Below are 13,296 nucleotides of genomic sequence, written 5' to 3'. Positions count from 1 at the left end.
TAGTAATATGGGCCATCTATATATACTTTTCAGCTGAAATAGAGGTTCTAACAAATTAAAAAGCGATTATGGCCTTAAAATACTCCTTTTAAGCATTAAACAGGTATATTATACCTTATTTTAGTATTCACATGACCACAAGTTGTGAATAGTTGTGAATAGCTTTGTGAACTGATAGATTGTTTTTCCATAAGAAGTAGAGGGGTAGCCCTGTTTATCCTAAACACACCTATTTACATAGTTTAATTACTAATAAGCCAATAGAGTTAATATCATACGAAAACCAAGGTATCTGACGCCTATATTCACAAATGTGGTGAAGGGATGAAATGCTTACATTTGTAGGTTTGGGATTATACGACGAAAAGGACATAACGCTGAAGGGCCTTGAGGCGATAACAGATGCGGACATCGTTTTTGCTGAATTCTATACCTCTGCCCTCACAGGAACTACAATCGGAGCCATGGAGCAGTTGTATGGGAAGAGGATAGTTGTGGTCGACAGAGAGGATGTCGAACAGGCAGATCAAATCCTGGCCTGTGCGAAAGACCAAAATGTGGTCTTCCTATCGAGCGGCGATTCCATGATTGCAACAACACACGTGGATCTCAGGCTCAGGGCCATAGATAAAGGCATCAGGACCCGAATAATTCATGGACCCTCGATATACTCTGCTGTGTGCGGACTGACAGGACTGCAGAACTACAGATTTGGCAAGTCGGCCACGGTTGCCTTTCCCTACAAAAAACAAATATCAGAAGCCCCCTACGATACAATTAAAGTCAACAAGGAACATAACCTACATACATTACTATTCATGGACATAAAGGAAAAGTACATGACGATAAATCAGGCGATCGAACTCCTATTTAGTGTCGAGAGGGTGAGGAAAGAAAAGGTTATAAACGGGATAGCGGTCGGGATATCACGTGCTGGCTCAGAAGACCCTGTGGTGAAAGCGGATTATGTAGATCAACTGCAGAAATATGACTTTGGATCATCCCTTCAGAGCATAGTCTTTCCAGGAAAGTTGCACTTTTTAGAGGCGGAGGCTCTCATAAAGCTTGCTGGAGCACCTTCGGAGATAATAGAGGAGGTATCGTAATGCCTAGAGGTCCAATCGGAGTCATATTCGGAGAAACCGGATCGCTTGGTTTCAAATTTGCCGTTGCAGAGGGTCAAGTTATCAGTCAAACAGGTTATGTGAAGGTATGGCATGAATCAAATGGCTGGGTGCTGGCGCAAGTCATCTCCGTCACCAGATCCAGCGAGACCTATTCCCTTGATGCAGCCATCAGTGCCGCAGATGGTACGCGAGTGAGAAGCTCAGATGAGAAGATAGTCGCAAAGGCAAACGTAATAGGATCTAGGAATGCCCAAGGGATGCTCATGACACCAAAGACTCCTTTCTCCCCGGGCGACAGAGTATATGAGGCAGATAGGGAGTTGATACAGAGCACGCTTGGTCTCGCTCATGAGGGCATTTACCTCGGATTGCTACAGGGACAGGATGTGCCAGTACACTTGGATGTGAATAAACTGGTACAAAAGCACTGCTCCATTTTGGCAAGAACTGGCAGCGGGAAATCATACACTGCGGGCGTCATAATCGAGGAGTTAATGGAGCAGGATGTTCCGCTTCTGATAATCGACCCCCATGGAGAATATGTCTCTTTGAAGTATGAGAACACAGATTTGCAAGGCGCGGAAAGATTTGGCGTCACTCCTAAAAACTATAGATCACAAATTGTCGTATATACGCCCGCGAATTTGACATTAAATAAAAATGCTGACAAGGTGTTCCGCTTGGATGAGATCAATCTCAGCGCCAATTCCTTGGCCCAAATGACCACTATCAGTTCTAACATACAAATGGGGATTCTACACCAAGCCATCAACAGGGTAAAAGAAGAAATAGAATTGTACACGATAGACGATATCATAAGTTTCTGTAAAGAGGAGGAGAGCAGGGCTAAATGGAACGTTATCAATGCATTGGAGTCTCTACGTGAAACCGGCATACTATCTTCCAGCCCAACAACAATAGAGGAACTGATTCAAAGGGGGAGGGCATCAATCATAGACATGGGGGGTGTAACGCAAGAACTACAAGGCATAATCGTCGCACGTCTCTGTAATGATTTGTTCCAAGCAAGAAAAAGGGGGAAGATACCGCCAGCCATGCTTGTAGTAGAGGAAGCACATAATTTCTGCCCGGAGAAAGGGCTCGAGAAAAGCGTGTCTAGCAACATTCTTCGGACCATAGCAGCAGAAGGAAGAAAATTTGGCTTGGGCATCATGGTCGTATCACAGCGACCAGCACTCATCGACAAGAGCGTTTTATCACAGTGCAATACACAGATAATCCTCAAGGTGACTAATCCCAATGATCTAAAGGCTATCAGCAAAGGTCTGGAGGGATTTTATTCCGGTATGGAGGAGGATATAAAGAGGCTTCAACCTGGAGTGGCATTGTTGGTCAGCAATGACATTGAGCACCCTATTCTCGTGGATATCCGAACTCGAAAAAGCAAGCATGGGGGAAAATCGACCCCAATCGTAACCAAAGAGGATAACAATAGAGGTAAAAGATGGACTATTATGTCACGTTAGAGGCTGCATGGCTGGTTCGAGACGTTGAGAGTGTAAATGATGCGATGAGCATAGCTGTTTCGGAAGCTGGAAAAAGACTGAACCCGAAATTGGATTATGTGGACATAGAGGTCGGATCGACGACGTGTCCGGCATGTGAAGAGGAGCTGGATAGCGTGTTCCAATCCGCAAATACGGCCCTGGTGGGATTAACATTGGGGATCAAGATTTTTAATGCTGAAAGTGATGAACACGCATCCCGCATAGCAAAAACGGTGATAGGAAAGGCATTGAAAAATGTCCCACTACAGGTAATCGACGTCAGCGAAGTGGTCTGATGCAAAAAATTTCAGTCGTTGGGCATGTGGCCCTGGATTACATCTTCAGCATCCCGGGCTTTCCAGAAATGAATTCGTCCACTTATATTAGTGACTATGAAAGATGTTATGGCGGCGGTGCAGCTAATATCGCTGCAGCCCTCGTAAGTTTGGGCGGGGAATGCGAGCTCACATCCCCTGTAGGCATGGATTTCAGCCATTCCGGCTACGAAAGCCATCTGGAAAGTTTAGGCGTTAGATTGGACCATCTGGTCAAATTTGAAGGAGAAAAAATGGCGAGGTGTTATATATTCAATGACGAAAAGCAAAATCAGATCACTTATTTTTATTGGGGGGCATCTTACCGCTTTCCGGAATTGGAGGCCCCTAAAGCAGAGATCGTTCACATAGCTACTGCTCACCCCATATTCAACGTAAAAATGGCTAAGACTGCGGAATTCGTTTCATTTGATCCCGGACAGGATCTGATAAAATACTCTGCGGAGGATTTGGGCTCAATACTCAGTAATACAGATATATTATTTGCAAACAGACATGAGATTCAACGACTATGCACCATGACCGCCAGATCATTCCCAGATATCCTGGATGAAGTGGGGACGGTGGTGGTTACCTACGGAGTGGATGGCAGCCAGATATATGGAAGTGAACAAATCGAAATCCCCCCCGTTCAAGTGGGTTCGGTAGATCCAACCGGCGCTGGCGATGGGTATCGGGCCGGATTTCTAATTGGATTTGTGAAAGGTCACGACCTAGAGGCCTGTGGGAAAATTGGAGCCACAGTTGCATCCTTTGTTGTGGAAAAGAGGGGAGGCCAGACCAACCTGCCAAATTGGGATCGGATGAAAGAGAGATACGAACGATTTTTTCATGAGACGATATGATATGATATGAAAATGAGACGATATGAAACTAGCAGCGCTCATTTCAGGGGGAAAGGATTCTGCCTTTGCCATGTACAAGGCACTCCAAGAAGGGCATGAGATAACCGATCTCATCACTATAAAATCCAAAAATCCAAGCTCATATATGTACCACACGCCAAATATTCATCTGACAGAGTTGTTCTCCAGATTAAGCGGAATTCCTCTCCTCATCGAAGAATCGCCTGGTGAGAAAGAGTGTGAGTTGGGAGATCTGGAAAGAGCGCTATATAAAGTAGATGTGGAGGGCGTCGTTTTAGGGGCGATAGAGTCCGAATATCAGGCATCGCGCGTAGAGCGAATCTGTAATCGAATGGGTCTCGAGGTATATGCCCCACTATGGCATCAGGATCCAGAGGTGCTACTCAGAGAGATGATAAAATCTTTGGATATCCTTATAACGCATGTGGCTGCCTTAGGTTTAAATGAAAGCTGGTTGGGTAGAAAGATGGATGAAAAAACGATAGAGGACTTAAAGATTTTAAACCAGAGGTATGGCGTACATATCTGTGGAGAGGGCGGTGAATATGAGACATTGGTGACGGATGCCCCGTTCTTCTCCAAAAAAATCGAGTTGGTCACAACCAAAAAAAAGTGGTATGGTGATCACGGAACTCTTGAGATTTTAGAGACAAGGCTGGTAGACAAGTGATGTGATCCCCATGAAAAAGGGAGTGGACAATCGGGTTTCTGAACTTTCCAAATATCTATTTAAAGCGCCGCAATGGACATATTCCATTCTTTTTCTGCTGCTCTTCTCCCCCATAATAGGCATAAGCTTCGACTATGGGGGGTGGTCTGATATCAGAGCTGGCCTACTTTTGATAGGCATGCCAGCAACAATCTCTGCATTGACCTCCTCGCCACTAACCAGGACATTTGGCGGGAACATGACGCTTAACAGATCATCGTTGCTCTCCCTCATAGGCACCATCATCATTGGAATTTTCTGTATAACAGGAGCACTTTTTTCAGCAACACTTGAAGGGTACATAATGGCACTGGGCGTCGTTTTTGCAATTAGAACGGTCATACTTCTGTTGATATCAAGCAATAGCGTATGGAAAATGATGATCCCTGCGTCACTCCAAACGCTTTTTGGGGGCGTCTTTCTTTCATTATACACTCATAGTGGGGCCCACTATACAAACTTAATTTTTGGATGCATAATATTTGTCCTCGCATTCTACTTATTTGCAAGATACATCGATGCACCGATGAAGAAAGCATTTGGAGTGAGTGGTCTTGATTTTATCAGGGGTTTTATCACCCATACGGCCGATGGATCCTCCGGTATAGAAGACTTTTTCAGGGAAATGGGGGAATACGTGGATGCGCCTGTCACGGTTCTAAACTTTAAGAGAGATGACAAGGACAAGGCAACATTTGTGATTCCTAATATCCATCCTGGATTGATGGGGGAGATCGGGGGGGGTAATTTACCAGCCATGATAACAGAAAACTTTGATAGCATGGTCTTTGTACCCCATGGTCCTGCATATCACGATTTCAATTTGGTGTCAGCCGACGAGATACCTAAGGTAGTGTCTGCCGCAAAAAAGGCGTTGAAAAATGTGGCATATACTGACTTGGGATCCAAGTCTGTCAGGGTAAAAAAAGGCACTACCACAATTTTGGGTCAGCGATTCGGAGATTCCATATTGCTCACATCCTCCCAATGCCCGGCGCCTACTGAGGACATAGAGTTTGCAGTGGGATTGACAGCTATGGCAGAGACAAGGGTCAAAGGTGCCAAGTACGCTGCGCTCATAGACGCACACAACTGCACTGAACCTTATGCAAAAGTGATAACGCCTGGAAGTCACACCTCCTATGACATCATCAAGGCCTCTTCAGAGGCTACAGAAAGGTTACTGGAAAATAAAAATGGAAGAATTAAGTTAGGGGTTTCTAAAAGGAGTGGTATTTACTCACCAGACAAAGGGGTAGGTGCCCTCGGAATTAGGGTTGCAGTCGTTGAAGTGCTTGGTCAAAAAAGTGCCTACATATTAATCGATGGCAATAACATGGTACCTGGCTTGAGGGATGCCATCATCAAAGTGCTACCAGTCGATGAGGCAGAAGTGATGACCACTGACACGCATTCGGTGAACTTTGGTGGAAACAATTTCATTGGAGCCAAAATCGATCACGCTGGGTTGATCCAAACGATCAGAGAAATGACCGAGGAGGCAATAGAGGACCTTGAGCCTGTGCAAGCAGGAATGACCACCGAATTCGCTGAAGATGTCCTAGTATTTGGATCATACCGGACGGCGCAACTCGCAAGCACGGTCAACGCCATCATATCCATGGGAGGAGGACTAGCGATATCGATCATAGTTGCTGCTCTTGCACTGGCGATATTTGTGTTTGCGCGGAATCTTAGGATATGAAGGGTCAACGGATGGTTTAAATTCCTTTCGTTAATTAGTACCACATGCTCTATAAGGTCGATCCCATTGAAACATTCGAGTTCCAGAGAAAATTTGCTCCAGCATAAGTTCCAAGGTTTGAGACCGTGGATGCTTCTCACTTATTTCACTGTTCTTGAGTGCCACTGGAACCCATGAACGTGTTTATGTTTATCGACCCCTTCAAATAGTATCGTTAGGATGAAAGCAAAGAGAAGACGATTCAGATACAATAAATAGGATATTTCACATCGAAATTCTCGAATATCTCAAACCTGCGACTGCATCAGCAATCAATCAAGGGATATGCTCATTTTTCGTTTTTTTTTTTTTTTTTCATCCAAAAAGTCGTAAATACCATAAATTGTTATGTAAACCAACTACGGAGAGGGTCGCAAGAGTTAATTTTGCAATGAGCGCGGCGACTCCATACCATATGAATGAATAATCAAAATCTGGCTGTCTTTGCCCTATTTTGAAGCCGACAATAAAGATCACTGATGGTTGAATATCTTAGAGTGCTAGGTGAACAGAATTTGTGATTAGAAATTGTACTTCTTCGACAAAGCGCCTGCGATGAACATGAAGATGGTCAGCAATATATTTTGGGATAGCACACCTTTTTATTTTATAGCCGATTTTATGTCAGAATCTCAGTCGCTCTCACGGACCCGGGGGGATTTGAACCCCCGACCACCGACTTAGAAGGCCGGTGCTATATCCGGACTAAGCCACGGGCCCATACATAAAATATATGAGTCATGTAAAAAGACATCTATACATAAAAAAGATTTGGGGTGAAATAATCCAAGAATACACCTTTAAAAAAAGCTTCAAGCCAGATAAAGATCGAATACTCATAGTTCTAAAAGATTGTTTTCAGACTAGGATCACCGAGGTAGACGACAAATACACGTTGAGTTACGGTGCGATGAAACAGATGACCGTATGGGTAAGTAAGAAGCTATTCATCGATACCAAGTCTGATTTAGGCGCAGATGAGGCAACGATCCTGGATACTAACAAGCGTTTTCGTGATTTCTTGTTAAAAGCGACCGGGTACACAGCTAAGCAACGCAGGGACATGGCTAAAAAAGGTTTAGAATAGCTGAAGTATCACTTCCATCACATGATCCCATTGGTAACAATGTCTTGAACTTTCATGATAAAATCTCAAGTAGATATATTGGGAGCGCAATTGCGATTGTGGGGCATAAGCTCTAGCAGCCCAATTACTCATGAAAAATTCGATTTGATTCAGTGAAGGTTCTAGAGTGGTACTACTTTTTATTTTTATATAACTCTTGTTGGTCATTTAAGGTATATAACTCTTGTTGGTCATTTAAGGTATACAAAAAAGGGTTGTAGCCTAGTTTAAGGATATTAAAGTTAACACTACACTAATAGAAATAAAAAAGGGTAGAAGGGATTGCTCCCTTCATTTAGTTCACTCTTTTCGCTTTAGAACCAGATATGCTACCGCCAGGAGTCCAACGATTGCGAAGGCTGCCTCAAATCCAGGTACTGGTTCTGGTGTTGGTGTGGGTGTTGGTGCTGCTGGTGCGGGTGCGGGTGTTGGTTTCGGTGTGGGTGCGGGTGTGGGTGCTGGTCTGGGTGGCAGTGTTGGTGCTGGGGTTGGTGCGGGTGTTGGTGCTGGTGTTGGTGCAGGTGTTGGTGCTGGGGTTGGTGCGGGTGTGGGTGCTGGTGTTGGTGCTGGTGTTGGTGCTGGGGTTGGTGCTGGGGTTGGTGCGAATGTAGGTGATGGGGTTGGCGTTGGCGCAGGTGTTGGGGTTGCTACTGCTTCTGAGGTGAGTTTCACCGTTGTGGTCGCAACGACGTCATCAGAGGCTGCCATTCGAGTGGTGATAGGTTGCATTGCAACTGGTGCGTCAGCGTTTTCCAGCATCTTGTCAGTTACCTTCAACGTGTAGTCGCCTGCAAGTAGTCCAACCGTGTTAAAGGTGGCTGTGTACATTCCATCCGCAGTACCGGCCGTAACTGTACGCGTTAAGCCCAAGCCCTTCAGCTCGATCTCTAGCTGTGTGCCGTCCTCTCTGTTGCATGTTCCGGTGATGACTAAGTCATTACCAACCTTGGTCGCCGATACTGGGTCGACGGTTAGTTTTGCTGCCTCAACGATGACAGTCGTTTCTGCTGTCGCAGTTGTAGGCGAGGTAGATGTTACCTTGATGGTCAGAATGCCTGGTATAACTGGCGTTATGAGCTCTTTATCGTCATCCCATTCAGCCATCGCTGAGAGCTCATAGGTCAGATCAGTGGTTCTCATGGTTCCGGTGTCAAAGCCACCTGGAACGGTACGAATGATGTTAGCTATGGAAAGTCTGACGGTCCCTTGGGCATTCTTCAGACCGGATTTGACCGTGAAATCAACGGCGTCGTTCTGAGCCACTTTCGCTGGTGCCTCTATGAAAATCGTTGCCTCTGTCAGTACTGCAGTGCTTGAGACCTCAATCGTGGTGGTGCCGTAGGTATATTCCGCTTTCACGGTATAGGTTCCTTCGAGAACTTCTCCGACAGGCCCATTACGTGAGGTATCCCATGTGTAGGTGTATTCGTTTCCTATCACATTGGCCCAAACGTTCAGTCCCAACTCATCGATCTTAATGTTGACTTTTGCTCCAACCTTGTCATCTTGGTTCAGCGTTCCTGAGATCTTGACATCTTCTGCTCCGGCTGCATCTTGAGTGGCCGTGAGAGTTAGTGTCGGTGCCTCTATCAGAATGTTGGCACTTGCTTTTGCCTCATCTGCATCATATACTCCATCATTGTCAGTGTCCAGTACTGCAGTTATCTTATAGGACCCTGTGGTAGTTGATGCCGTTATCTTCTTGGAGTATGCTTTAGATGAATCCAGTGTTGCTGAGTTAATATACGTCGCGTGGGTAGTATCATAACCTGTAGACGGGGTGTCTTTGAATAACAGTATGTTTGTGCCTATCGCTTGATTGGCGGTTCCTGTAACCGTATACTCATTGAGCACCGTCACTTTACTTGGCAGGGTTATGGTTATCTCTTGATCTGAAACATCAAAGCTCGCTGCAGCTTCTGCATACCATTTGTCGCCTAAATCTGTCCATGCCTTGACCTTGTAAGTGCCTTTTTCGGTCAGATAAGCCCCGGGAATCTCCCACTTGTAGAATCCATCTGCCTTTACAAGTGTGGCATGGGTATTGTTGAACTTGGCAGTACCATTTGGATAGGTGACTTCTATGAACACAGGGGTGTCCTTCTGCCTGTTTGACGCACCCGTTATGTCTGTCTTCAGCATTAATACGGTGTTCTGGGCTGATGCGTTCAACGTAGCTTGTACAACCTCAATAGTTGCCTTTTGCTCTAATTCTGTACCTGCTATCACCGCCTTGACCTCATAGGCACCTGGTGCTGCTTCTTGGCCAACCGTTGCATGCTGAGTGCTCCACTTTACGCTGTAGCCTTTTGTATCGAGACTATACTGTTGCTCGGTGAGAGTGCCTTTGGCTGGATTAACCGTGACCGTTGGCGCTGCAGACGCAGTGCCTGTGACCATGACGTAATTTCCTTCTACCACTGTGGTTGGTACGCTCATCGTGAGTGATCCTGATGTGATGGTGAATGTATCTGTAGCTTTGACATCCGCGTTATCAAGTACGACCTTTGCCTCGATTGTATAGCTCTTTTCCTCGATATCTGAGTTAAACATTAAACATGAGAACGTGCCACCGGTAATTGTTGCAGTTAGAGGAGACTGTATCGGGCTTGTACCGTCATACAATTGCACGGTTACGTTGTAGCCTTCCAAGTTAGAAGTCCCGCTGAAGCATACCGTATCCCCCCTAAACACTGTGTCGACGTCCTGTTCCATAGTGGTTCTGTCGTTCACCTGCACTGTCAGAGTTGGTGGAGATAGAAATACTGCCATATCTTCAGTGAGTCCATCCGTATTAGTATCTTGTATGAGGTAGTAACCTTTACTTTCTGTTCTTGTTTTCCATACCGTAAAGTTGCCAGCAGGCGTCAAAAAGACCGAGGGATAAAGTTCGTAATCTTCACACTTAGTGTTTGTGAAAGAGCCTTCTATCTTCATGCTGACAGTCGCTGCAACGTCAGCAAATACGATGCTTATGTTCTCTCCGATAAACACTGCCCCCCCATGGGAGACGGCCTTTCCTAATTTTATACGTGTAACTGTCGGCGGGTTATCCCCTACAGCTGCTGCTGTCGGCGTCACAAATGCGGCGAACATCGATAGTACCATCAGTGCCACCAAAAGCATAGCTGTAATTTTATTCTGCATTATCCTCTTCAACCTCCATTTCTATTCCAAAAATACCGAATTTTATAAAGTATTAAACAGTATATATAACTTTTTATCATGATAAAATCTCAAGTAGATATATTGGGAGCATCTCAAGTAGATATATTGGGAGCGCAATTGCGATTGTGGGGCATAAGCTCTAGCAGCCCAATTACTCATGAAAAATTCGATTTGATTCAGTGAAGGTTCTAGAGTGGTACTACTTTTTATTTTTATATAACTCTTGTTGGTCATTTAAGGTATATAACTCTTGTTGGTCATTTAAGGTATACAAAAAAGGGTTGTAGCCTAGTTTAAGGATATTAAAGTTAACACTACACTAATAGAAATAAAAAAGGGTAGAAGGGATTGCTCCCTTCATTTAGTTCACTCTTTTCGCTTTAGAACCAGATATGCTACCGCCAGGAGTCCAACGATTGCGAAGGCTGCCTCAAATCCAGGTACTGGTTCTGGTGTTGGTGTGGGTGTTGGTGCTGCTGGTGCGGGTGCGGGTGTTGGTTTCGGTGTGGGTGCGGGTGTGGGTGCTGGTCTGGGTGGCAGTGTTGGTGCTGGGGTTGGTGCGGGTGTTGGTGCTGGTGTTGGTGCAGGTGTTGGTGCTGGGGTTGGTGCGGGTGTGGGTGCTGGTGTTGGTGCTGGTGTTGGTGCTGGGGTTGGTGCTGGGGTTGGTGCGAATGTAGGTGATGGGGTTGGCGTTGGCGCAGGTGTTGGGGTTGCTACTGCTTCTGAGGTGAGTTTCACCGTTGTGGTCGCAACGACGTCATCAGAGGCTGCCATTCGAGTGGTGATAGGTTGCATTGCAACTGGTGCGTCAGCGTTTTCCAGCATCTTGTCAGTTACCTTCAACGTGTAGTCGCCTGCAAGTAGTCCAACCGTGTTAAAGGTGGCTGTGTACATTCCATCCGCAGTACCGGCCGTAACTGTACGCGTTAAGCCCAAGCCCTTCAGCTCGATCTCTAGCTGTGTGCCGTCCTCTCTGTTGCATGTTCCGGTGATGACTAAGTCATTACCAACCTTGGTCGCCGATACTGGGTCGACGGTTAGTTTTGCTGCCTCAACGATGACAGTCGTTTCTGCTGTCGCAGTTGTAGGCGAGGTAGATGTTACCTTGATGGTCAGAATGCCTGGTATAACTGGCGTTATGAGCTCTTTATCGTCATCCCATTCAGCCATCGCTGAGAGCTCATAGGTCAGATCAGTGGTTCTCATGGTTCCGGTGTCAAAGCCACCTGGAACGGTACGAATGATGTTAGCTATGGAAAGTCTGACGGTCCCTTGGGCATTCTTCAGACCGGATTTGACCGTGAAATCAACGGCGTCGTTCTGAGCCACTTTCGCTGGTGCCTCTATGAAAATCGTTGCCTCTGTCAGTACTGCAGTGCTTGAGACCTCAATCGTGGTGGTGCCGTAGGTATATTCCGCTTTCACGGTATAGGTTCCTTCGAGAACTTCTCCGACAGGCCCATTACGTGAGGTATCCCATGTGTAGGTGTATTCGTTTCCTATCACATTGGCCCAAACGTTCAGTCCCAACTCATCGATCTTAATGTTGACTTTTGCTCCAACCTTGTCATCTTGGTTCAGCGTTCCTGAGATCTTGACATCTTCTGCTCCGGCTGCATCTTGAGTGGCCGTGAGAGTTAGTGTCGGTGCCTCTATCAGAATGTTGGCACTTGCTTTTGCCTCATCTGCATCATATACTCCATCATTGTCAGTGTCCAGTACTGCAGTTATCTTATAGGACCCTGTGGTAGTTGATGCCGTTATCTTCTTGGAGTATGCTTTAGATGAATCCAGTGTTGCTGAGTTAATATACGTCGCGTGGGTAGTATCATAACCTGTAGACGGGGTGTCTTTGAATAACAGTATGTTTGTGCCTATCGCTTGATTGGCGGTTCCTGTAACCGTATACTCATTGAGCACCGTCACTTTACTTGGCAGGGTTATGGTTATCTCTTGATCTGAAACATCAAAGCTCGCTGCAGCTTCTGCATACCATTTGTCGCCTAAATCTGTCCATGCCTTGACCTTGTAAGTGCCTTTTTCGGTCAGATAAGCCCCGGGAATCTCCCACTTGTAGGATCCGTCATCCTCGACAAGCGTTGCATTGGCATTGTTGAACTTGGCAGTACCATTGGGATAGGTGACTTCTATGAACACGGGGGTGTCCTTTTTCCTATTGGATTCACCTGTGATATCTGTCTTCAGCAATAACACGGAGTCCTGGGCTGATGCGGTCAACGTAGCACCTGTAACCGTGATCGTTGCCTTTTGCTCTAAGGTTGTGCCCGTTATTACCGCCTTGATCTCATAGTTACCTGGAGCTGCTTCTAGGCCAACCGTTGCATTCTGCGTGTTCCACTTTACGCTGTAGCCTTTGGTGGTTGGATTATAATAGACATCTTGTAAAGTACCCTTAGCCGGGTCAACCGTGACCGTTGGCTTTGCAGTCGCAGTGCCCGTTATTGTGACCTCATTTCCTTCCACCACTGTTGATGGTACAATCAGTGCAAGTGTCTTTGATGCAATGGTGAAAGACTTTGTTGCTACAACATCCTTATTGGCAAGTACGACCTTTGCCTCGACTGAGTAGCTCTTTTCGGTGATGTCGGTGTCAAATGTGGTGGCTGAGAACTTGCCGTTCTGTACTGTAGCAGTCATCTGTGCGCCTATTGGGCTCACCCCATCATACACCTGAATCGCCACAGTGTAGCCT

The 13,296-nt window shown here is 45.9% G+C and carries 9 protein-coding genes and 1 tRNA gene; 7 read left to right on the top strand and 3 right to left on the bottom strand.

Annotated elements, in window-relative coordinates; translation table 11 throughout:
- The first annotated feature begins 329 nt into the window (after positions 1 to 329).
- The 6 genes from dph5 to PHI74_04720 are packed head-to-tail and all read left to right on the top strand — an operon-like array spanning position 330 to position 6,250.
- Positions 330 to 1,106, top strand: a complete 777-nt coding sequence (gene dph5, locus PHI74_04745; protein MDD5485311.1) for a diphthine synthase — start codon at positions 330 to 332, stop codon at positions 1,104 to 1,106.
- Complete coding sequence (locus tag PHI74_04740; protein ID MDD5485310.1) at positions 1,106 to 2,614, top strand: ATP-binding protein; 1,509 nt, start codon at positions 1,106 to 1,108, stop codon at positions 2,612 to 2,614. The genes dph5 and PHI74_04740 overlap by 1 nt, the downstream gene beginning before the upstream one ends.
- Positions 2,593 to 2,931 (top strand): DUF555 domain-containing protein, encoded by a 339-nt coding sequence (locus PHI74_04735; protein ID MDD5485309.1) that lies wholly within the window; start codon positions 2,593 to 2,595, stop codon positions 2,929 to 2,931. The genes PHI74_04740 and PHI74_04735 overlap by 22 nt, the downstream gene beginning before the upstream one ends.
- On the top strand, positions 2,931 to 3,815 hold the full coding sequence (locus PHI74_04730) for a carbohydrate kinase family protein (GenBank protein ID MDD5485308.1): 885 nt from the start codon (positions 2,931 to 2,933) through the stop codon (positions 3,813 to 3,815). Before PHI74_04735 ends, PHI74_04730 begins: the two co-directional genes overlap by 1 nt.
- A gap of 22 nt (positions 3,816 to 3,837) precedes the next feature.
- The gene (locus PHI74_04725; protein MDD5485307.1) at positions 3,838 to 4,506 is read left to right on the top strand and encodes a TIGR00289 family protein; all 669 of its coding nucleotides are present in this window, start codon (positions 3,838 to 3,840) and stop codon (positions 4,504 to 4,506) included.
- Positions 4,507 to 4,516: 10 nt separating this feature from the next.
- Positions 4,517 to 6,250 carry a DUF2070 family protein gene (locus PHI74_04720; GenBank protein ID MDD5485306.1) on the top strand — a complete coding sequence of 578 codons (1,734 nt, stop codon included), beginning with the start codon at positions 4,517 to 4,519 and terminating at the stop codon, positions 6,248 to 6,250.
- Between the two features lie 684 nt (positions 6,251 to 6,934).
- Here PHI74_04720 and PHI74_04715 read toward each other — a convergent pair.
- Positions 6,935 to 7,009: transfer RNA gene (locus PHI74_04715), tRNA-Arg, on the bottom strand.
- Between the two features lie 13 nt (positions 7,010 to 7,022).
- Here PHI74_04715 and PHI74_04710 point away from each other — a divergent pair.
- Positions 7,023 to 7,376 (top strand): DUF5611 family protein, encoded by a 354-nt coding sequence (locus tag PHI74_04710; protein MDD5485305.1) that lies wholly within the window; start codon positions 7,023 to 7,025, stop codon positions 7,374 to 7,376.
- A gap of 339 nt (positions 7,377 to 7,715) precedes the next feature.
- On the opposite strand, the gene PHI74_04705 is transcribed toward PHI74_04710, so the two are convergent.
- Both PHI74_04705 and PHI74_04700 read right to left on the bottom strand, forming a co-directional pair.
- Entirely contained in the window at positions 7,716 to 10,562 is a 2,847-nt protein-coding gene (locus tag PHI74_04705; GenBank protein ID MDD5485304.1) for a PGF-CTERM sorting domain-containing protein, read from the bottom strand.
- A 387-nt stretch (positions 10,563 to 10,949) separates the two neighbouring features.
- A partial coding sequence (locus PHI74_04700) for a PGF-CTERM sorting domain-containing protein (GenBank protein MDD5485303.1) occupies positions 10,950 to 13,296 on the bottom strand: 2,347 nt, incomplete at its 5' end.

Source organism: Methanocellales archaeon (assembly GCA_028715985.1).
In the GTDB taxonomy this organism is placed as follows: domain Archaea; phylum Halobacteriota; class UBA148; order UBA148; family UBA148; genus UBA148.
Note: the sequence above shows the minus strand (reverse complement) of the source record. Positions and strands in the feature narration are given on the sequence as shown.